The organism is Paenibacillus sp. R-74696, from assembly GCF_055814915.1.
The window spans coordinates 314,188-334,509 of record NZ_JBPULM010000045.1 but is presented as its reverse complement, the minus strand read 5'-3'; the positions used below and the strand labels follow the sequence as shown (position 1 = coordinate 334,509).

The window sequence follows — 20,322 nt, the reverse complement described above, 5'->3', positions numbered from 1 at the left end:
TTGAATCGTGAGCAAGCAGGATAAACGGGTCGGCAGACTAAATGAATAACGGGGGTAATGCGCATGAAGAAGCAGATCATTACGATGTTGTCGGTGCTGGTGGTCGGGACGACGCTCTTGACGGCATGTTCCGGCTCTAATGAAGGAAACGCTAGCGACCCGAACGGAAGCGCGGGGGAAAGCGGATCGAAGGTTAAGCTGACTGGCGTTATCGTCAAGCATCCGCTAACGAAGCCGCTTGCCGAGATGGAGTGGCTTCAGCAGATAGAGGAAGCGGCTGGTGTAGACATCCAGTGGCAAGAAATAACTGCGGATTGGGGGCAAAAGAAAGGAACGATGCTCGCTAGCGGTGACGTCCCAGATTTGTTCGTTGGCCCGAATGTGATTACAGATGCCGATTTTGCCCAATTTAAAGGTTTATTTCAGGACATGAGCGAGTTAGTTGAAGGCGCTCCCCATGTTCAGAAAATGTTCGAGGAGAAGCCGGAAACCAAACAAATTTCCACGCAGCGTGATGGTCAAATTTATGGACTGGCGAAGTATCAGCGATTTTGGCCGGATACGGTTAACAGACAATACATTAATCAGAAATGGCTGGACAATCTTGGCCTAGAGATGCCTACTACATGGGATGAGCTGTATGACGTGCTGGTAGCCTTCAAGGAGAAGGATGCAAACGGCAACGGAGATCCAAATGATGAAATTCCGATGGACTGGTCGGGCGGGATCGGCGGCTTCTTTAACCCGGCTGTGCTGCTAGGCGGTATGGGCATTACGCTGTCCTCCGATGTGAGCGGACAAGGCTACTTCGTTGAGGACGGCAAGGTGAAAAATTTTCTAACCGATGATCGTTATAAGGAGCTCGTTATATTTTTAAACAAGCTGTACAAGGCTGGGCTTATTAACCCTGAGGTATTCACTCACGATTATACGAAGCTGCAGGCTGTGGCCCGCGGGGAAGGCGATACGGCCAAGGTTGGCTTTACGTGGGGCTGGGTGGCATCAGATCGATTCGGGGAGCAGCTTGCTCCGCAGTATACGTCGATGTCGCCGCTTAAATCCTCTGCGAGCTATTCGGGGCCAGTATCCTGGAGCTATGACAGCTATACGCTGAATTATGGCGCCAATAATATTGTGATGTCCGCCAAAACGAAAAACAAGGAAGCAGCTATGCGCTTCATTAACGAGCTGTATAAGCCGGAAATTGGCATTCAAGTGCTGTTCGGGTCGATTGGTCCTAACATTGAGGACAAGGGCAATGGCTCTTATGCGGTGCTTCCGCCAAAGGATACGAAGATGGACCCCGGCACCTGGAAATGGACGTCCACTTGGGCAGATAATGGCGCTTTCTATATTTCAGATTCAATCGACTTGACGCTCGGCAAGGATATGCAGGAGGTGCTGACCCAGTCGGAGCCGCTTAAGGATGCTCTCGCGCAAGTAGATTCCCAGATCGATATTTATCCGGGCACCTTTGTTAAATATACGAATGAAGACAATAATGCGATGAGCCTAAACAATACGAATGTAATGAACCTGGCCAATACGACGTTCGCCAAATGGGTTACGAAAGGCGGAATTGAGGCGGAATGGGATGCTTATGTGAAGGAGAGCCAGAAGGCCGGCCTTGATAAAAATGTTGAAATGATGCAGAAGTACTACGATGAATTTGTAAGCAAGCTGTAAGAGGCAAGCGGTAACGCAGGCTTACTCATGAAAGGAGGCGCGGCGATGCGTTCAGTAATGAAGCTTGGCGCCGTCAAGCGTGACTATCAACTGTGGCTGATGATTTTGCCGGCGCTTGCGACTATCTTTATCTTTAATTACATTCCGATGTATGGCGTACAGCTGGCCTTTCGCGATTACGATTTCAGCAAGGGGCTGACTGGTGGAGAATGGAAGGGGCTATTCTACTTTAAGCAGTTCATTGAAAGCTATCTGTTCAGCGATCTAATGCGAAATACGTTTTTAATCAGTTTGGCTACGATTATAATCGGCTTTCCCGCTCCGATTATTCTCGCGCTGGTGCTGAACCAGATCCGCCGGAAATCGTTCAAAAATGTCATGCAGACGACCGTCTATTTGCCTCATTTTATTTCGGTTATCGTGCTTGTCGGCATGTTGAACGTGCTGCTTTCCCCTGAGACTGGCATCGTCGGCCATTTAATGAAAGCGATTGGGCTGGGGCATATCAATTTGCTTGCCTCAAGCAACACTTTTGTACCTACCTATGTTATTTCGGATATATGGCAGCATTGCGGCTGGAATAGCATTATTTATTTGGCGGCGCTCTCAAGTGTCGATCCCCAGCTCTATGATTCATCCAAAATAGACGGAACAAATCGCTGGCAGACGATACGTTATATCGATTTTCCAGCGCTGATGCCAACGATCGTCATTTTGTTCATTTTAAGCATGGGGGGCATTTTGAGTACAGGCTTTGAAAAAATATTTCTGATGCAAAATGCGCTGAATTTGCCCGTATCTGAGGTTATAGCGACCTACGTCTACAAAATGGGGATCGTGTCCAACCAATTCAGCTATGCTTCAGCTATTGGCTTGTTTAATACGATCATTAATTTTATATTTCTGTATACGATGAACGCTATCTCCAGACGCGTGTCCGACACGAGTCTGTTCTAGCCTGCGGCGGAAGGAGGGACTGCAATGGAAAGAATACGCCCGCGTCTTGGCGGCGGTGAAATTTTGTTTAGAATCGTGTTGGTCGTTGTTTGTGCCGTTATTTTCCTGACGGTTGCTTACCCGCTCTATTTTATTATTATCGCGTCGGTAAGCGACTCGACACTTGTCTCAACCGGTAAAGTGCTGCTGTTCCCCAAAGGAACGAGCTTCTTCGGCTACGGGGAAATTTTTAAGGATGAACGCATATGGACCGGCTACCGCAATACGCTTTTTTACACATCCGTGGGTACGCTAGTCAATTTGCTGTTCACGCTGCCTGCTGCCTACGTGCTGTCACGCAAGGAGTTTAAGGCGAGAAAATATATTATGTTTGCGTTCGTGTTTACGATGTTTTTCAATGGGGGACTCATTCCGACTTATTTGCTGATGAAGGACCTGCATCTCACGAATACGCCTTGGGTATTTATCGTACCGTTTAGCGTTAATGTGTTTTATTTAATTATCGCCCGTACCTTTTTTGAATCGACGCTGCCTCCGGAGCTTTATGAGGCCGCCGCAATTGACGGCTGCTCGCATTTTGTCTATTTTGTAAAGGTGGCGCTGCCGCTGTCCAAAGCTTTGATCTCGGTCATTGGCCTGTATTATTTGGTCGGGCATTGGAACGATTTTTTCACGGCGCTAATTTACATTCGGGACAATGAGCTGAAGCCGCTGCAAATTATTCTTCGCGACATTTTATTGTCGAACCAAGTGTTTGCGAGTGGAGCGGGGACAGGCGGCGACTCCGGTGGCTACGCGCAGAAATACGCCGATCAGATTAAGTATGGCGTCATTATCGTGTCTACGCTGCCGATTTTAGTGCTTTATCCGTTTTTGCAGAAGTATTTTGAGAAGGGCGTTATGATCGGTTCGATCAAAGGGTAAAAGCGGGGGACCACTGCGGCAGGCTGCTGCCCGGTGGTCCTTTTGCCTGTTATCCCCTTAGCTCAGAAGATGGAGTTCAAACCAGCCATAACGAACCAGATGGCTGGTTTTCATTTGTATACGAATCCATTTTTTTAATTCTCAATCTGGAATATTTTTTTAGATATAAGAAAAAGATAATGAGGGGAATTTTGTTTTTAAAGGAGGGAGTATACCTATGAAAATAAACAATAAAATTGCCATTTTTCTAGTGCTAAGCTTAAGTTTTCTGATCATCGGTTGCAGGGCGGACTCCAGCCGACAGATCAATCAACAAAGTGTCAAGTTCCATATCGCTGAAAATCAAAATGCCAAACCTGTCATATTTATCTTGGTTGATTCTTTAATGGACAAGCCTTTGCAAGAGGCGATTAAAGAAGGCCGTGCACCCGCAATGCAATATCTCCTTGAAAACGGGCAATATTTCCCGCAGGTTGTGAGTTCATTTCCCACGATGTCCGTTACGGTCGACAGCACATTATTAACGGGAACGTATGCAGACCGACATCATGTGCCCGGACTTGTTTGGTACAGCGACAAAGAGAAACGCATGATTTTCTACGGAAATGGTGCCAAAGAAGCGTTGAAGATAGATCAACTGCAAGTATTTATGGAAGCTGTTTATCAGTTAAACCAAGTTCACTTGAGCAAAAAAACAAAAACGATTCATGAAGAGTTGGCCGACAAAGGAAAAGAATCCGCTTCAATCAATGCTCTTGTTTTCAGAGGGAGAACGGAGCATGTCTTAAACGTGCCTCACTTCATAACGTACAGCAACCGTGTGCCAGAACAATTGATAGTAACAGGACCTAAATGGTTTTCCTATGCAGCTCTTGCACAACTGGATCCGAACAATAGCTGGAACACTCTTTTGTGGAAAAAATACGGGATGAATAATGAGTTTTCCGCTCAAGACACTGCTTTTCTGATTAATCAAAAAAAACTTCCAAACGTAACCATCGCATACTTCCCGGAGAATGATCATTCGGTGCATAAAAAGGGCCCAGCTCAGTTGGGTGGAATTGAAAAAGCGGATCAAGCGCTGCAAGTCGTGCTTAACGCATACGGTTCGTGGGAGCAGGCTGTAAAAAATGCTATATGGATCGTCATGGGTGACAGTGCGCAAAGCGCTGTTTATGATGATCGGCAGGCAGCAACTGTTGAATTGATGCCGCTTTTGAACGATTACCGCATCGCAAAATTAAATCAACCTGTAAAAACCGAGGACCAAATTGTGATTTCCACTAATGAACGGATGGCTTATGTCTATGCGATTGATGCAAAAGTGGAGTTATCCGATGTCGTGAAGCTTTTGCAAAATGAGGACAAACTCGATATCATTGCCATGAAAGACGATAAAAATATCCTTGTTACATCGGGGAAAAATGGTAACACTTTTTCTTATCGTCCCGGAGGAAATCTCAGCGATGAATATGGGCAGTCGTGGACATTATCGGGCGAACCGGGAGACCTTGTGGATATTACGATAAATAACAAACGGATCAAGTATGGAATATATCCTGACGTTTTGGCGAGGTTATACGGGGCAATGCATTCTCATGAAGGAAGATACGTTGTCGTCACGGTCCAACCCGGATATGAACTCGTCAGTGAAAGTTCCACTACCCACATCGGAGGGGGATCTCATGGTTCACTGCATGAAAAAGATTCCCTTGTCCCATTAATCATTTCCGGAACGAATACACGGCCCAAAACACTGCGGATCGTTGATATCAAAGACTGGATTCTGCAATTGGTGAATGGGTAAGCTTTAAACTAATAAAACATAGCATCAATCATATTGTTTATGTTTATCCAAACAAAATCATTGCCTTGAGCGAGTCTGACGTTTTTTTGCTGCTGATCAATTTTTGTTACTACTCCTGTTAATTCCAAATTGTCAAATTCTCCGAATAAAACCAAGGTAACCTTCTTCCTGAACAGCATTGATTCAGCGATGATTCTGAATAGCCGTTCTGTTTCTTGATCATCCAATTGTGGACGTGAGTTCTTTCGCAAATTCTGCTGGTGTAGGATGTAAGCTTCCTTGTGCTGTGGAAGCATCATGCGGCTAGATTCCCAGAGCCCGTTCTTTTCAAGTTTTTTGCTCATTTGTAGTGCCCCCCGATTTTTATGGATCTATCCGCTGCTTGCCCTGCGGCAGTAAGGGATGAAGCTCTTACAATGGCGGTGCTTCCGTATCGATTTTTGATGCTGTCTGTCACTTTCTCCAGTGCTCTAAGCTTGATCTGATCATCAAAGAGGGTGAGCTGATAGCTTTGATCGTCCATGAGCTGGCTGATGGTCACACCGACCCGGCGTACAGGCATGCCATCCCAATATTTATAAAAGAGCTGCTTCACCGCTTCAAAAACCGTTTTGGTATGGTTTGTGGGATCGAGAAGCTTCATTTGGCGCGAAAATCCGGTAGGCGCTTCGTAGGGACTGCACATGCAGTTGACCGTGACGACATGGCCCATATATTTTTTGCGACGACAATCGCCGCAAACTTCCTCGGTCAGCTCTAATAAAACGGTATCTACCTCCCATGGCTCCATATAATCTCTGGGCAAAGTCATCATATGGCCAACCGATTTTGGCGGGGTGTTGAAGGTTTCAGGTGTAACCGGGCTGTCATCGATGCCGTTGGCCGTTCGCCACAGCACCTCGGCATGAATATCGGATTGCTTGCCAAAGCGAAAGCGAAGCCGATCCTTGAGACGCGGAAGCGGCGTTCTGGCAATATCGCCTATTGTATGCATGCCAAGACGAGTGAAATGGGTGGTCATGCGTGAGCCGACTCCAAACATTTTATGGACCGGCTGCGGCCACAGCAAAGCTTCGACTTCTGTTTTAGGGAGGGTAAAGATACCATCCTTATTCTTTTTTGCCCAGATGTCCGTGGCCATTTTAGCAAGCATTTTATTGGAGCTTATGCCTACCCTTATCCATACGCCTGTCTGCAGGAGAACCTTCTGTTGAAGGGCTTTGGCTATCGTAACAGGGTCTCCGAAAAGAGGGAGGCTTGCCGTAATGTCCAGAAACTGCTCATCAATGCTGAAAATTTCAACCAGATTCGTAAACTCCTGATAAATGCCCGTAATCATTATAGAGGCATCGATATAATGCTGCATGCGGGGGCGCAGGACGACAAGCTCCGGACATTTATTTAAAGCGATTCCGAGCCGTTCGGCTGTCGTTATGCCGTATTGCTTGGCAATGGGGCAAGCCGCTAAAATAATGCCCGATCGGCGCTCAACAGAGCCAGCCACAACAACGGGTTTATTTTTACACTCCGGATGGCTGGCTTTTTCAATGCTTGCGTAAAAACTTTGACAATCTGCGAGCAATATAACCCTTTCAGCTGTTTCCCTCATTCCAACCGCCTCCGCATATTCATCAGCATGGTCATTAGCTCAGCTTTCACTAAGCTTCTCAGCATGGTGAAATGGTGGATATAACCGCGAACTTTATATTCAACATGGACCCCCCGCGCATTCATCTCGGTGTTTAACGCTTTAATATTCCGTTCTTTCATTTGTTTCTTAATGCTTTGCAGTTCAAGATAGATGCTTTGTTCCATTTCATTGAGATAAAAAAGGATATGATTATAAATAATTTTGTTCCGATGCATTTTTAATTCGTTGATGTCCCTAGCTAACATTTCGAGAAGGATCGGCAGCAAGGTATGCTTTTTAATGATTAGCAAATCCTCTTCCGTTTCGATGATTGAATGGACACTCATAGCTACACCACCATGACGCGAACGTTTATTCGTATGCTGTATTATATACCGAATGTATGTTCTCTATGCAAGGTTTCGCAGGCAGGTAATTTCGACCAGCTTGGATTCTGCTTCGGGAAGTGAGAGGGGCTAACGTTTTGCGGGGTGGTTATAATAATGAAGCTTGTCCAATAAGGCAGAAGATGCGATGATAAATAAATCACATGCTTACATAAGGAGTTAGAACAAAATGAAACAGGCATCATTGCTGCAAGACAAAAAACAACGCAAATTGCTGTTCAGCGCCGGGCTCAGCTGGATGTTCGATGCGATGGATGTCGGCATGCTGTCCTTTATCGTGGCTGCCCTGAGCGTAGAATGGGGGCTTGGCACCGAGCAGATCGGACAGCTGACTGCAATTAATTCCATCGGCATGGCGGTGGGAGCGGCAGCGGCGGGGGCGCTGGCGGACCGCTACGGACGCCGGACGATTTTGCTGTGGACGCTGCTCATTTTCTCGGCGGCGAGCGGCCTGTCCGCGTTGGCGGGCACCTTTACCGTGCTGTGCCTCTTGCGTTTCGTAGGCGGCTTTGGACTCGGCGGCGAGCTGCCCGTCGCTTCGACGCTTGTGTCCGAGTCGGTTCCCGTGAAGGACAGAGGGAGAGCGATTGTGCTTCTGGAAAGCTTCTGGGCAGGCGGATGGATTGTCGCTGCGCTCGTCTCGTATTTTATTATACCGGCCTATGGCTGGCGAGCGGCGTTTATTATTGGAGCGGTTCCAGCACTGTACGCGCTGTATCTGCGCAGAGCAATAGAGGATTCACCGCGATATGTGGCGCAAAAGGGGAAAGTTTTGCCACTGCGCGAGCGGCTGGCGGCGATTTGGTCGCCGAAGCATCGCCGCTCCACGATCATGCTGTGGCTGCTGTGGCTAACGGTCGTTTTCTCGTATTACGGCATGTTTCTGTGGCTGCCGACCGTGATGGTGCTGAAAGGCTTCGGGCTGGTCAAAAGCTTTCAATATGTGCTGCTCATTACACTGGCACAGCTTCCGGGCTATTTTACAGCGGCCTATTTCATCGAGAAGCTGGGGCGCAAATTTGTGCTGGTCACCTATTTGCTGCTGACGGCGGTAAGTGCCATCTGGTTCGGCAGCGCGACGACAGAAGGTATGCTGCTTGCTGCCGGAGCTTGCCTGTCTTTCTTCAACCTTGGCGCTTGGGGAGCGATGTATGCTTACACGCCGGAGCAATATCCGACGGCGGTTCGCGCAACGGGAGCAGGCTTTGCCGCTTCCTTTGGCCGGATCGGGGGCATCATTGGCCCTTACATGGTGGGGATGCTCGTGGCAGGCGGCACATCGATTCAAACGGTGTTCATTATTTTCTTTGTGGCGATCGTATGCGGTGCGCTGGCGGTTGCTTTTCTAGGTAAAGAAACAAAAGGGATTGATCCTGATCTTTAAGCGAGCAAGAGCCAAGAAAAGCACCGTTCTCTAAACGAAAAAAAAGCCCCTCTCCTGAGCTATAGCAGTTTCGGCAAGCCGAACGCTGCTTGATCAGGGAGAGGGGTTCTTCTTTTGGAAAATATACAGCACGCAGCAGAATTTAGCGCACGCAGCTGTTATCTAAGCGGCGCGAAATGCTTCACTTGCTCCAAAATGCCTTCAATTTCTTGGACAACATCTGCCGAAAGCTCCAGCTCGACAGCTTTGACGTTTTCGACGATTTGCTGTGGACGGCTCGCGCCAATTAGAGCGGAGCTGATGCCCGGCAAGCGCAGTACCCATGCCAGCGCGAGCTGGGAAATGGAGACGCCAAGCTGGCTAGCCAGCCCGTCCAACTGTTCTACGCAGTCAAGGACATCGTCCCGTAAATAGCTTTTCAGCACATGGTTGATCGAATCATTGGCAGCGCGGCTATCTGTAGGCAATTGCTGGCCTTTTCTGTATTTTCCGGTCAGAATGCCTTGTGCCAGCGGCGAAAAGACGATCTGGCCAAGGCCTTCCCGCTCGCTGACAGGGATGACTTCCTGCTCGATATATCGCTCAAACATATTGTAGATCGGCTGGTTGGAAATGAGCGGACGCAGGTTCAGCCGCTTTGCAATGCCGGTCACATCAGCGATTTGAGCGGCGCTCCATTCACTGACAGCGGAATACAAAATTTTGCCTTGTGCCGTCAAATCGTCTAGCGCCCGCAGCGTCTCTTCCAGCGGAGCATTCTGATCATAGCGATGGCAAAAATAAATATCGATATAGTCCGTGCCCAGACGTTTCAAGCTGGCATCGCACTGCTCCATAATATGCTTGCGTGACAAGCCGCCATCATTGGGACCGTCACCCATATTGAAGAAGACCTTCGTCGAAAGCACATAGCTGGAACGCTCGAAAGGCCGCAGGGCAGCGCCGAGCGCCCGCTCGCCTTCGCCGCGGTTATAGGCATTGGAAGTGTCGAAGAAATTGATGCCGCTTTCAAAGGCTTGCTGAATGCAAGCGTCAGCCGCTTTCTGCTCGGTAGCTGTACCGTAGGTGAGCCAGCTTCCAAGACCGATTTCGCTTACTTTAATGCCGCTTGAACCAACGCGTCTGTATTTCATACCCTGATTCCTCCGTTTTCATTGAAAAAATAAATGCTCGTCTCTGGCAGCCGCCGTTATTGCTCCAGTGATTTTTGCGTAAAGATAGCCATGTACGTCACTTCGTCCGATACGGGGCAGAGGAGATGCTCCTCCAGCGAATTGAAATAAAGCGTATCCCCGGGATGCAGCGAATATTCAGTCGCACCAACCTTATACGTCATCTCGCCGCTGATCATATAAATAAATTCCTCGCCCTCATGGGAGAAGCCGTGCGGCTTGACCTCGCCTTTGCGGGCCGTAATCAAATAAGGCTGGACCAGCTTGTCTCTGCGCTCGCTGGCAAACGCGTAGAAGGAATACCCTCTGTCTGTCCGGAGCCAGCTGTCTTTATCGCTGTACTGCAGGCTAGAATTGAATACGGTCGCATTGGCGCTCTGCTCTTCAATAAGGTCGGACACCCGGACGCCTAAAGCTCCGGCAATTTTCATCAGTGTCGCCACCGGAGGAGCGGATAGATCGTTTTCAATTTTGGACAGGAGACTCTTCGTAAAGCCGCACTGTTTTGCAATTTCTTCCTGCGTTCGCTTCTGTTCCATGCGGATCAGCCGGATTCTTTTGCCGAGGCTCATCAGTCACACACCTTTATTTGTCATACTTGCCCTCTATCGTATCATAAAAGGACTGAGTTGAAAATGGTTCAATAAAGTTGTTGATAATTCAACTTGGTTGAATTAAAATAAACCTGCAATCACCTTGAGCTAAATGCTTGAAGTGTTGAGGTGTCAAGCAATTGAAGTGCGGAAAGCATGGAAGGCTTGCACGAAACAAGGAGGGACAGTATGGTTAAAGCGGCGGATTTAAATGAGGAGCAGCACGTGCTGGATATGGGCTGGGGCAAAATAGCATGGCTATATGGGCAAGAAATCGATCCTGCGGGCCAAATGACTTTTGGGCAGGTATACATTAATGCAGGCCAGGAAAATGGGCGTCATCGGCACCCAAACTGTGAGGAAATTATTTTTGTGCTGTCGGGCGAATGCGACCATTCGCTAGGGGATGAAATATATCATTTGAAGCCAGGCATGGCACTGCGTATTCCGCAAAATGTGCTGCATCATGCCAAGGTAACGAGCTGGGAGCCCTGCCGGATGATCATTGCGTATTCCGCAGTCGATCGGGAAACGGTAGGCGAGTAGAGCGGCCTTTCGAGCGTTGGGCGACCTAGTATGAGCAGAGCATAGACTTGTTAAAGCAGAAGGCAGAACGTAGAACGGACAATGCAGAACGTAGAAAGCAGGGGGGACGATAAGTGGGAATCCGGTATGCTTTTTCCCGGCCAACAGCGGGGACAGCGGAAGAGGAAACACTAATTCACAGCTATCAGGCTGCGGGCTACGAAGGCTTGCAGCTTAAATGGAATCAATATATGCCCCACGTGCAGGAGCCGGAGCGGTTTCTGGAACGCTGGGGACAGCGGCCGGGCCTCGCATCGGCGCTTATTACGGGAGGCACGCTGCTTAGCGAAGATAGCAAGGAAGAGCTGCGCCGCATTTTTCGCTTTGGGAAGCAGGTGGGCACGGAGCTAATTGTTTACTGCCACAGCGTCCCAAGGACGGGGCTGGACAAGGAAGCTATCGCTAGCTTTGCGCGTTTGTTCGCGGAGCTAGGCAAGGAGGCGCAGGACAGCGGACTCAAGCTGTCGCTGCATCATCATTATGATCAGCCGGTGATGCACCGTGCGGATTTTGATACCTTTTTCAGCGAGCTGCGGCCGGAGGACGGGGTTGGACTGACGGTCGATACGGCGCATCTGGTGAAGTCGGGCATTACCGATGTGGCGGAGGTTATTCGCAGCTTTGCGCCATTCATCAATAATTTTCATATGAAGGATTTTGCGGCTGGCGAATATCGGATTTTAGGAGAGGGCTCGATCGATTTTCAGCCGATTATGACGGAAGTACACCGTATAGGCTACGAGGGCTGGATATCGGCGGATGAGGAAAGCGGCGGTGAGATAGTGATGGGCATGCAGCAATGCTTGCCATTTATGAAATCAGGTATGGGGAGAGTGGCGGAATGAAAAAATATAAAATTGGATTTGTTGGTGCAGGGGCTGTCACGCGGCTGCATTTGAGAGGCTACGCCAATCATCAGGATCGCGTAGAGGTCGTTGCGATTTGCGACCCAAGCGAAGCGGCCGCTCAGGAGCGGGCGGATGAGTTCGGCATTGCGGGAAGATACACTGATCTTGCGGAAATGCTAGCGCATAGCGGGCTAGATGCCGCAGTGGTCTGTACGCCTTCGACGATACGTGGAAGCATCATGCGGCCGCTGCTGGAAGCGGGCATTCCGGTTTTTCTGGAAAAGCCTTTCGCCGACACATTTGCCGAGGCGCAGCAAATAGCAGAGCTTGCCAAGCAGCTGAACGTTCCAGTGTGCATTAATCAAAATTTCCGCAAGCATCATTCATTTGATTTTATTCGCGATTTGGTCAAGTCAGGCGCAATCGGCAAGCTGGAATCGATTCAATTTGATTCCTTGTTCTATCGGCAGGATGCAGGCTGGCGAGTGAATACGGAGCGTCACGCCTTATCCGTCATGGCCATTCATTGGTTTGATGGTATGCGCCGAATTGCGGATGCCAAGGCGGCTTCCATTTATTGCAGCGCCTACTCCTCGGAGGCGGTCGATTGTTTAGGGGAGACGGATGCAACCGTGCTGATGACGTTTGACAACGGCGTGCGCGCCCATTTTACCCAAAGCTTCTCCAGTCCGTTTCATAAAAATGATCTCGTCGTGCTTGGCAGCGAAGGCGTGCTCAGCACTTCGTCCAATACGATCGGGCTGTATCGCCGCGACCCGAGCGGAGAGCCGAACTGGAATCCGCAGCCGGTGCAGACATGGGAGCACGCGCTGCCGATTGAGGAGGCGATATTTGACGGCCTCAATCAGCTGCTCGTCTGGCTGGAGACTGGCGTGGAAGCCGAAAATAGTGCGTTTGACAATTTGCATACGGTTTCATTGCTGGCTGGGGCGTACGAGTCGGCAAAGAATAATCAGGTCGTTGCCTTTCAGGAAGGACTGCTAGGGTAGAGCAGGTAGAGCTTGCAACTGCAAAAGCTGCCCGAACTGAAAAGGCTGCAAAAGCAGAAAAGGCTGCAAAAAGACATCTATAGGAACTTGGTTATAATGGTAGTCAGTTAGGATTGTGGCCAGTTGAGGGGAAATAAATAAGGCGCGGGGTTTTCGCAGCAGCGAAAACCTCGTGCCTTATTTTGCCCGATAAGCCCTTCGAGTGTTGATTTGAAGAACAACCCATTTTGGCGGACACCCAATCCGCTATTTCCTCTAGCAAACGATTGAGGGGATGCCTCGCGGACACAGAAGCCCCTAATACTCCCCAAATCGCTGTTTTGCCGAGATATTGAGACCGATAAGGCATTTCCTGTCCGCCTACATACGTAAATCACAAAAAAAGCTAAAATAGCGGAACCCCAGTCCTCCAAAAAGGAGAGGTTCTACAAGGGGTCCAATCCGTGCTGACAAAATACGGAGGCTAAACGCATTTTCGCGGGCGAACCGTTACTGCTGAAAATGCTGCTGGCGGTAATGGAGCGGGCTCATGCCGGTCCAGCGTTTGAATTGCCTGCTGAAATGCGACAGCTGGGAATAGCCCAGCCGCAAACCAATTTCCTTCAGCGACAGCTCAGGCTGGCGAATGAGCACCTTAGCCTCCTGAAGCTTGAGCTCAGATAAAAACTGCCGTGGCGACAGGCCGTACACTTTGCGAAACACTTCAAGCCCATAGCCGGGGCTGATGCCCAGCGAGCCCATAATCTCTTCAATACGAAAAGTGCTCTCCGCCACCGGCTCCCCAGGAAGCTTATGCGGGTCAAAGTTCCCCTTGATCGCCTCGGCAATCGCTTTGGCATATTGAACGGATGCTGGCGGCATAGCTGCCAGCTCCTCCTCCGGCAAACAGATCGTACTGACTAATAGTCCGAACAGCTCAAACAAATCCGCTTGCAGCCGAAAGCGATCCGCCGTCGTATAACCGCCGCCCCGCCTAAGCATCGCAATCCATTGATTCAAAATAGGCAGCAGGCGCTCAGAATCAGCGCTTCCCGCGGGAAACAGCAGGCGGCCATTACGAATCATTTCTTGGCGAAAAGCCGGATCGTCCACATTAAAGTGGGCGCAAAAATAAGCCATGCCCTCCTCCGAAACGCAGCGGCTCTTATGCTTAAAGCCGGGGGGAATAAGCAGAAAGTCGCCGGCGCCCAGCTGATATTTGCTTTCGCCAATGATCGTTTCCTGCGCACCCTCCTGAATAAAAATCATTTCAAAGCCAATATGGGATTCCAGCGGCATCTGCCAATGCTTGTCTACACGCTGTTCATGTGCGCCGAAAAACTTAATGTTCCAGTCGATGGCAGGCAGAAAGCGCACATTTTGAATCCACGGCGAGAGTGTCACTTCATCATCCATTAGGCAGACCACCTTTGATTTGGGTAAATTTCACGTTGTTTGGACAATCGGCGATTTATTCTATTTAATTTATACTAAGAGGGTAAGCTAAAGCAAGAAGCAAAAGTGATGAAACGATAGGGGTTGTCGATATGGGACAAACGGCAAAATGGTTTTCAAGCACACAAACAGCGAGCTGGACGGAGAAAAGCACGGAATCACGCGCCTTTTCACCTGCTCTATCTAACTTGGCGATAACTGAAAGCGTATACCAAACGGTGGAGGGCTTTGGCGGCTGCTTCAATGAGCTGGGCTTCACTGCACTGAGCCACTTATCGGAGGAAGAACGTGCTGCGGTCATGCACGAGCTGTTCCATCCAGAAGGCGAGCAGCGCTTCAGCATTTGCCGCATGCCTATTGGAGCCAGCGACTACGCGCTGGAGTGGTACAGCTTGAACGAAACGGACGGGGACGTGGCGATGGAGCATTTTTCTATTGAACGCGACCGCAAGTATTTGATTCCTTATATAAAAGAAGCGCTGGCGCTCAATCCGGAGCTGAAGCTGTTCGCTTCGCCATGGAGTCCGCCGACGTGGATGAAGACGCCGAAGGCTTATAATTACGGAACGCTGCGCTGGGAGAAGGAAATTCTCGAAGCCTATGCGCTGTATTTCGTCAAGTTCGTTCAGGCTTACCAAGAGGAAGGCATTACGATCCATCAGGTTCATGTGCAAAATGAAGTCGTTGCCGATCAGAAGTTTCCTTCCTGCGTATGGACGGGCGAGCAGCTTAGGGAGTTCATCCGCGATTATTTAGGACCTGCCTTCAAGCAGCATGGGCTGGATACGGAAATTTGGCTCGGAACGATTAATGCCCCCGACCCATGGCTGGAGCTGATGAAAGGGACAACGAACGATTATGACGCTTATGCAGGTCTCGTACTGAGCGACCCTGAAGCTTATAAATATATTAAAGGCGTCGGCTATCAATGGGCTGGCAAATATGCAATCGCCCGGACCTCGCAGAGCTACCCGGAGCTGCGTTATATGCAGACAGAAAATGAATGCGGAGATGGCAAAAACACATGGGCGTATGCCAAATATGTGTTCCATCTATACCAGCATTATTTCAGCAACGGCGTGAACAGCTACATTTACTGGAATATGGCGCTGGAGCCGAAAGGACGCAGCACATGGGGCTGGGAGCAAAATGCCATGATCACAGTTGAACCGGATACGAAGCGGGCGATAAACAATCCGGAATATTACGTGATGAAGCATTTCAGCCATTTTGTGGCATCAGGCTCGCAGCGTATTGGGCTGCAAGGTCCGTGGAGCGGCCATGCCATAGCCTTCAAACGTGAAGACGGCTCGAGGGTCATCGTGATCACGAATCCTTACACGGATACAAGAGAGCTAAGGCTGTCCGATGGCGAAGCAGAGCATGCTTTTGAGCTGGAACCGGAATCCTTTCACACGATTGTACTTGCTTAAAATATAATTTCAATGAACAAACGCCTTTGCGCTCAAGCATGGCGTTTGTTTTGTCGTTATAAAAGTAAAGAGCAGGGAGGAAAAGGGAATGAGGCTGCTGTCTAAAATATATCGTGCCATTTTACACCCGTTTCGGCGCAGCATACGAAATAAGCTGATATTAATTATGGTTGTTGTGTCGGCGCTGCCAATTGTAGCCGTAACTGCGCTTGCTGTGGATAATAACCGAAAGTCGATGGAGGCCGAGCTTATTGGGACGAATGTGTCCAATATGAAATGGACGAGCATTTATCTCGGGGAACAATTTTCGCAAATGAACAGTCTGTTATATTCTGTTCTCATTAACCCGAACCTGAGTGATTATATTGCCAGCGAGGAGGATTCTGGGTTGTCGAGCCAGTTTTCAGCGCAGCGCAACATTGAGGATGCAATGGCTTCGCTGTTTTATTCGGGCAATCATTATATTTCGGGCATTGAGCTCTATTTGAAAAGAAGCGGCAAGCTGTTTACGATGAATGCGTCCCAGAACCAAATTAAAACGCTGGAAAGCATACCTGATCCTTACAATGAGCTGTTTAACCAGCAAAAGGATTTTATGATTAAAAACAGCCCGGAAGGCGATCGTTTTCAGCTGATACGCAGCATCAATCGGTTCGAAAACCGCGAAATTCTCGGCGGCATTACGCTGGAGGTGCGCTGGGCGATTCTCGACCAGACGCTCTCGCTGCTTAATCCGGCCAAAGACCAGACCGTGCTTATTGCCGGCCCAGACGGAGAAATTTTGTACCGAATGGGCAGCGAAGCCCTTTCGCCCGAGCAGGTTGCGGAAATCGTGAAGGGCGGTACAGAGCCCGGCTATGAGCGCAAGGCGGATGAATATGTATTTTACAATACGATTGATCCGATGAAGCTGAAGCTTATCAAAATTATTCCAATGAGCGCTATTAACCAAAGCGCGCAAGCAACGATGCATTATGGAATATTGGTTGGAGCGATAACGGTTGCGGCGGCTATTATTATTGCCGTGCTGCTTGCTTGGCGCACAGCAAGGCCGATTGTGCTGCTTGCTCGCTCTATGCAAGGGCTGAGCCTTATTAAACAGGGAGATAAGCCGCTGAGTGGACGCATGGATGAAATTGGCTTGCTGGAGACCAAGTTTTATAATATGTCGCATCGCATTAGAGAGCATATTAAGAGCGAATACAGCATGAATTTGGAAAAAAAGACAGCGGAGCTCAAGGCGCTGCAGGCGCAAATCAATCCGCATTTTTTACAAAACACGCTGCAAATGATCGGCAGCATGCTGTTTTCCAAAAAGCCCGCTGAAAGCTACGAAACGATTCGCTCGCTCAGCGAAATGTTCCGTTATGTCATTCGCGAGCCGGATGCCCTGGCTACGCTGAAGCAGGAGCTGGAGCATATGAACAATTACATGGTCATTCAGCAGCAGCGTTTTCAATCACGGCTGCAGTACAGCTTAGAGGTGGACGAGCAGCTGCTGCAAAGCCGCATTCCCAAGCTGACGCTGCAGCCCATCGTGGAAAATGCGTTTATGCACGGGCTTGATTCGCAGGCTGGAGGCTGGGAGCTGGGCGTGAAGGTAGCTCAAGCTACATCCTCTGACGTCATTATTACAATCAGAGATAATGGCGTAGGGATGAGTGCTGAGCGGCTGAGGGAAGTACGCCAAAGGCTCAGCTATGCGGATGGAGAGGTTTGGACACATGGAGAGCGGATTGGGCTGGGCAATGTGGCCTCAAGGCTGCAAATGCATTTTGGCAAAGCGTATGGACTGACGATAGATAGTGAAGCCGGGGTTGGCACGCGTATAACCATTCATATACCTGGTGACATGCAAGGGGGAGAAATACATGATTAAAGTCATGTTGGTTGATGATGAAAGCTGGGGACGGGATATTGTAAGGACATTCGGCCGTTGGGAGGAGCATGGCATGGAGATTGTGGCCGAGGCGCAGGATGGGGAAGAGGCACTGCGGCTTGCGGAGAAGCAAATGCCGCAGGTCATTATTACCGATATGAGAATGCCCGGCATGGATGGCGTCAAGCTGCTGAATGAGCTGCATGAACGTTTGCCTCATATCCAAATTGTCGTCATTAGCGGCTATGATGACTTCAAATACATGCAGCATGCGATTCGCTGCCAAGCGGTAGATTATTTGCTCAAGCCGATTGATCCGAAGGAGCTGAACGCGGTACTTTCAAAATGTGCGTCGGGGCTCGCGGCTGCAAAGGAGAGCCGGCGCTTGCTAACGCTGGATCTCGAATGGCTGCTGTCGCTGACATCGCTGAAGCAGCGGCTGCGCGCTAGGTTCAATGAACTGGACCGCGAAGGTCTGCTGGAGCTTTTCGGAGAGCTGGCGAGTGATATGGAGAGCAGTGTCGCTGGCAAGCCGCTGCTGCTGGAGCGCGTCGTCCAAGAGCTGCTGCTCATGCTTAAGGAGCTTCTGCTGACTAATTCATTGGAGGCAAATGCGATAGATGGTGCCAGAGACGGGGCGGAGCTCGCCTCGAGCGCGAATGCAGTCGCTTTTCTGGCTGCCCGTTATGAGGATGCGCTGGAGCAGCTGATTCAGCAGCGAAAATTCAAGAAACGGCTTAATTTGGACGAGATCAGGAAGTATATGGAAGTGCGGTTTGCCGAGCCGATTTCACTGGAGCAGGTAGCTCGCGCTTTTTTCGTTAGCAAGGAGTACTTGAGTAAAACATTTAAACAGGAATACGGCTGCAATATGACCGATTATATGCTGCAGCTTCGCATGGAGAAGGCGCGGGAGTGGCTGCTTGATGAGAAATTGCCGATTAAAACCGTTGCAGAAATGGCAGGCTATGAAGATGTAACGTATTTTTACCGCGTATTTAAAAAGCATTTCGGCATTGCCCCAGGAGAAATGCGGCGTGGCAGCGAGAATTGATGCGGGCACATTGGACAGGTTAGACAAGCCGGGCAGGTTGGACAAATTGGACCACATTCAAATTGGTTTAAAAATGTCCAAGCGAACAGTCTAATTCTGTCCAATTAAACGCTTTCATAAATCAGATACAATGAAAGCGTAAACAAACAAGCTTACGGGAGGTCATTACAGATGAAAAAGAAGCTTTGGAAATCAGCGCTAAGCGCAGCATTAATTACAACACTGCTGGCAGGCTGCGGCTCGAACAGCGGTACGGCAACCGATAATGGCGGAGAAACGACAGGTGAAGGCGGCGCGAAAACGGTTAAGCTCAAAATGTTTATCCCTCAGCCAAGGCTCAAAGAAAGCTACGATAAATACATTGCGCAATTTGTAGCGAAGGAAAAAGCCGAGAAAAACATTGATGTCCAAATACAGCTTGAAATGCCGACAGCCGACACGGCTCCGCAAATTTTGAAAACAAGACTGGCATCCAATGATGCCCCGGACGTGTTCACCGTGCATGCGATTAATGAAATTCCTTCCTTTTACAAAGCAGGCTACTTAGAAGACTTGTCTGGACAGCCTTTTGTAGACAAGCTGCTCGATAGCGTGAAGCCTTCCGTTACGACAACAGACGGTAAAATCGTTGCCGTTCCTATGGAAACGCTGTCATGGGGATACATTTATAACAAAAAGATTTTTAAAGACCTTAGCTTGACGCCGCCAACCACTTTAACAGAAATGAAAGCGGTTATCGCGAAGCTGAAGGAAAACAATATAGCGCCATTCCTACTGTCCTACAAGGAATCATGGATTCCGCAGCTGTTCCTGCCGCTGGCAGTAGGTGCTATCTCGAATACAACAAATAAAGATTTCGTGGAAAAAATGAACAAGGATGAAGGCTCCTTCAGCGACATGAAATCGATGTTCGAGGTTATTGATCTGGTTAACCAGAACGGTACGGATAAAGCGATGGAGCTGGGCGGTGACGATGGTTCCGCCGCTTTCGCATCAGGCAAAGCGGCCATGTGGGTACAAGGGCCATGGTTTGCAGAATCGATTCTTAAAGCGAATCCAGATATGGAATTTGGCGTAGCTCCACTGCCGATCAATGATGATCCTAATGCAACGATGATCAACCTCAGTACATCTACTTCGCTCGTTGTATCGAAAAACAGTGCGAACAAGGAAGTGGCGCTGGACTTCGTCAACTACGTGCTGGATGACAAAGACTCTAATGCCTTTTTCGAAGAGCTTAAATTTAATCCGGTTGCCAAAAATCATTCGTTCTCCACCTATCCTTGGGTAGAGGATGCAATGACTTACGTTAAAGAAGGCAAATCGTATTTGGATCCTGCCGTTCCACAAGCGGTTAAGGACGAGTCAGGCAAAGCGCTGCAATCGTACTACGCTGGACAGCTGTCGCAGGACGGTGTTATAGCGGCACTCGACAAGGCATGGAAATCGTTTAACAAAGTTAATAAATAAATAAATAAAGAAAGAAGGAATGGCGGCAGGGCGGATAAGGCGCGAGGCG

At 49.2% G+C, this 20,322-nt stretch carries 18 protein-coding genes; 12 read left to right on the top strand and 6 right to left on the bottom strand.

What is annotated here, in order from left to right; genetic code table 11:
• The first annotated feature begins 63 nt into the window (after positions 1-63).
• The 4 genes from ACSR9A_RS21710 (at position 64) to ACSR9A_RS21695 (ending at position 5,374) form a co-directional block, all read left to right on the top strand.
• Positions 64-1,686: an ABC transporter substrate-binding protein gene (locus ACSR9A_RS21710; RefSeq protein WP_473759429.1), complete on the top strand. Its 1,623-nt coding sequence runs from the start codon at positions 64-66 to the stop codon at positions 1,684-1,686.
• Between the two features lie 45 nt (positions 1,687-1,731).
• Entirely contained in the window at positions 1,732-2,643 is a 912-nt protein-coding gene (locus ACSR9A_RS21705; RefSeq protein ID WP_473759428.1) for an ABC transporter permease, read from the top strand.
• 24 nt (positions 2,644-2,667) lie between these two features.
• Positions 2,668-3,567: a carbohydrate ABC transporter permease gene (locus ACSR9A_RS21700; RefSeq protein WP_473759427.1), complete on the top strand. Its 900-nt coding sequence runs from the start codon at positions 2,668-2,670 to the stop codon at positions 3,565-3,567.
• A 217-nt stretch (positions 3,568-3,784) separates the two neighbouring features.
• Complete coding sequence (locus ACSR9A_RS21695; protein WP_473759426.1) at positions 3,785-5,374, top strand: alkaline phosphatase family protein; 1,590 nt, start codon at positions 3,785-3,787, stop codon at positions 5,372-5,374.
• Positions 5,375-5,382: 8 nt separating this feature from the next.
• On the opposite strand, the gene ACSR9A_RS21690 is transcribed toward ACSR9A_RS21695, so the two are convergent.
• From ACSR9A_RS21690 to ACSR9A_RS21680, 3 genes are read right to left on the bottom strand one after another with little or no spacing between them, the layout of a single operon-like run.
• Complete coding sequence (locus ACSR9A_RS21690; protein WP_473759425.1) at positions 5,383-5,718, bottom strand: YolD-like family protein; 336 nt, start codon at positions 5,716-5,718, stop codon at positions 5,383-5,385.
• Positions 5,715-6,983 carry a DNA polymerase IV gene (locus ACSR9A_RS21685; protein WP_473759424.1) on the bottom strand — a complete coding sequence of 423 codons (1,269 nt, stop codon included), beginning with the start codon at positions 6,981-6,983 and terminating at the stop codon, positions 5,715-5,717. The genes ACSR9A_RS21690 and ACSR9A_RS21685 overlap by 4 nt, the downstream gene beginning before the upstream one ends.
• On the bottom strand, positions 6,980-7,351 hold the full coding sequence (locus ACSR9A_RS21680; RefSeq protein WP_473759423.1) for a YhjD family protein: 372 nt from the start codon (positions 7,349-7,351) through the stop codon (positions 6,980-6,982). The genes ACSR9A_RS21685 and ACSR9A_RS21680 overlap by 4 nt, the downstream gene beginning before the upstream one ends.
• A gap of 229 nt (positions 7,352-7,580) precedes the next feature.
• Here ACSR9A_RS21680 and ACSR9A_RS21675 point away from each other — a divergent pair, with 229 nt between their 5' ends.
• Positions 7,581-8,795, top strand: a complete 1,215-nt coding sequence (locus ACSR9A_RS21675; protein ID WP_473759422.1) for an MFS transporter — start codon at positions 7,581-7,583, stop codon at positions 8,793-8,795.
• 158 nt (positions 8,796-8,953) lie between these two features.
• Here the strand turns inward: ACSR9A_RS21675 and ACSR9A_RS21670 are convergent, their stop codons facing one another.
• On the bottom strand, positions 8,954-9,928 hold the full coding sequence (locus tag ACSR9A_RS21670; protein ID WP_473759421.1) for an aldo/keto reductase family protein: 975 nt from the start codon (positions 9,926-9,928) through the stop codon (positions 8,954-8,956).
• 56 nt (positions 9,929-9,984) lie between these two features.
• A complete protein-coding gene (locus tag ACSR9A_RS21665) occupies positions 9,985-10,539 on the bottom strand; it encodes a helix-turn-helix domain-containing protein (protein ID WP_056038465.1) in 555 nt (184 codons plus the stop codon).
• Between the two features lie 210 nt (positions 10,540-10,749).
• Between ACSR9A_RS21665 and ACSR9A_RS21660 the strand changes: the two genes are divergently transcribed.
• The 3 genes from ACSR9A_RS21660 (at position 10,750) to ACSR9A_RS21650 (ending at position 13,003) form a co-directional block, all read left to right on the top strand.
• Positions 10,750-11,106, top strand: coding sequence for a cupin domain-containing protein (locus tag ACSR9A_RS21660; protein ID WP_473759420.1), 357 nt, complete (start codon positions 10,750-10,752; stop codon positions 11,104-11,106).
• Between the two features lie 113 nt (positions 11,107-11,219).
• Positions 11,220-11,990 (top strand): sugar phosphate isomerase/epimerase family protein, encoded by a 771-nt coding sequence (locus ACSR9A_RS21655; RefSeq protein ID WP_473759419.1) that lies wholly within the window; start codon positions 11,220-11,222, stop codon positions 11,988-11,990.
• A complete protein-coding gene (locus ACSR9A_RS21650; protein WP_473759418.1) occupies positions 11,987-13,003 on the top strand; it encodes a Gfo/Idh/MocA family protein in 1,017 nt (338 codons plus the stop codon). The genes ACSR9A_RS21655 and ACSR9A_RS21650 overlap by 4 nt, the downstream gene beginning before the upstream one ends.
• Before the next feature lie 489 nt (positions 13,004-13,492).
• On the opposite strand, the gene ACSR9A_RS21645 is transcribed toward ACSR9A_RS21650, so the two are convergent.
• Positions 13,493-14,398: a helix-turn-helix domain-containing protein gene (locus ACSR9A_RS21645; protein WP_473759417.1), complete on the bottom strand. Its 906-nt coding sequence runs from the start codon at positions 14,396-14,398 to the stop codon at positions 13,493-13,495.
• A 131-nt stretch (positions 14,399-14,529) separates the two neighbouring features.
• On the opposite strand from ACSR9A_RS21645, the gene ACSR9A_RS21640 reads away from it, so the two are divergent.
• The 4 genes from ACSR9A_RS21640 to ACSR9A_RS21625 all read left to right on the top strand — a co-directional run bounded on the left by ACSR9A_RS21640 (position 14,530) and on the right by ACSR9A_RS21625 (position 20,273).
• Complete coding sequence (locus tag ACSR9A_RS21640; protein WP_473759416.1) at positions 14,530-15,870, top strand: glycoside hydrolase family 30 protein; 1,341 nt, start codon at positions 14,530-14,532, stop codon at positions 15,868-15,870.
• 88 nt (positions 15,871-15,958) lie between these two features.
• The gene (locus ACSR9A_RS21635; protein ID WP_473759415.1) at positions 15,959-17,749 is read left to right on the top strand and encodes a sensor histidine kinase; all 1,791 of its coding nucleotides are present in this window, start codon (positions 15,959-15,961) and stop codon (positions 17,747-17,749) included.
• Positions 17,742-18,803 carry a response regulator transcription factor gene (locus ACSR9A_RS21630; protein ID WP_473759414.1) on the top strand — a complete coding sequence of 354 codons (1,062 nt, stop codon included), beginning with the start codon at positions 17,742-17,744 and terminating at the stop codon, positions 18,801-18,803. The genes ACSR9A_RS21635 and ACSR9A_RS21630 overlap by 8 nt, the downstream gene beginning before the upstream one ends.
• 171 nt (positions 18,804-18,974) lie before the next feature.
• The gene (locus ACSR9A_RS21625) at positions 18,975-20,273 is read left to right on the top strand and encodes an ABC transporter substrate-binding protein (protein ID WP_473759413.1); all 1,299 of its coding nucleotides are present in this window, start codon (positions 18,975-18,977) and stop codon (positions 20,271-20,273) included.
• The last annotated feature ends 49 nt before the right edge of the window (positions 20,274-20,322 follow it).

Coding starts and splice junctions, on each gene's coding strand:
- ACSR9A_RS21695 (WP_473759426.1), top strand. CDS start 3,785: ATGAAAATAAACAATAAAATTGCCATTTTTCTAGTGCTAAGCTTAAGT.
- ACSR9A_RS21680 (WP_473759423.1), bottom strand. CDS start 7,351: ATGAGTGTCCATTCAATCATCGAAACGGAAGAGGATTTGCTAATCATT.
- ACSR9A_RS21705 (WP_473759428.1), top strand. CDS start 1,732: ATGCGTTCAGTAATGAAGCTTGGCGCCGTCAAGCGTGACTATCAACTG.
- ACSR9A_RS21675 (WP_473759422.1), top strand. CDS start 7,581: ATGAAACAGGCATCATTGCTGCAAGACAAAAAACAACGCAAATTGCTG.
- ACSR9A_RS21625 (WP_473759413.1), top strand. CDS start 18,975: ATGAAAAAGAAGCTTTGGAAATCAGCGCTAAGCGCAGCATTAATTACA.
- ACSR9A_RS21685 (WP_473759424.1), bottom strand. CDS start 6,983: ATGAGGGAAACAGCTGAAAGGGTTATATTGCTCGCAGATTGTCAAAGT.
- ACSR9A_RS21665 (WP_056038465.1), bottom strand. CDS start 10,539: ATGAGCCTCGGCAAAAGAATCCGGCTGATCCGCATGGAACAGAAGCGA.
- ACSR9A_RS21710 (WP_473759429.1), top strand. CDS start 64: ATGAAGAAGCAGATCATTACGATGTTGTCGGTGCTGGTGGTCGGGACG.
- ACSR9A_RS21630 (WP_473759414.1), top strand. CDS start 17,742: ATGATTAAAGTCATGTTGGTTGATGATGAAAGCTGGGGACGGGATATT.
- ACSR9A_RS21690 (WP_473759425.1), bottom strand. CDS start 5,718: ATGAGCAAAAAACTTGAAAAGAACGGGCTCTGGGAATCTAGCCGCATG.
- ACSR9A_RS21640 (WP_473759416.1), top strand. CDS start 14,530: ATGGGACAAACGGCAAAATGGTTTTCAAGCACACAAACAGCGAGCTGG.
- ACSR9A_RS21700 (WP_473759427.1), top strand. CDS start 2,668: ATGGAAAGAATACGCCCGCGTCTTGGCGGCGGTGAAATTTTGTTTAGA.
- ACSR9A_RS21645 (WP_473759417.1), bottom strand. CDS start 14,398: ATGGATGATGAAGTGACACTCTCGCCGTGGATTCAAAATGTGCGCTTT.
- ACSR9A_RS21650 (WP_473759418.1), top strand. CDS start 11,987: ATGAAAAAATATAAAATTGGATTTGTTGGTGCAGGGGCTGTCACGCGG.
- ACSR9A_RS21635 (WP_473759415.1), top strand. CDS start 15,959: ATGAGGCTGCTGTCTAAAATATATCGTGCCATTTTACACCCGTTTCGG.
- ACSR9A_RS21660 (WP_473759420.1), top strand. CDS start 10,750: ATGGTTAAAGCGGCGGATTTAAATGAGGAGCAGCACGTGCTGGATATG.
- ACSR9A_RS21670 (WP_473759421.1), bottom strand. CDS start 9,928: ATGAAATACAGACGCGTTGGTTCAAGCGGCATTAAAGTAAGCGAAATC.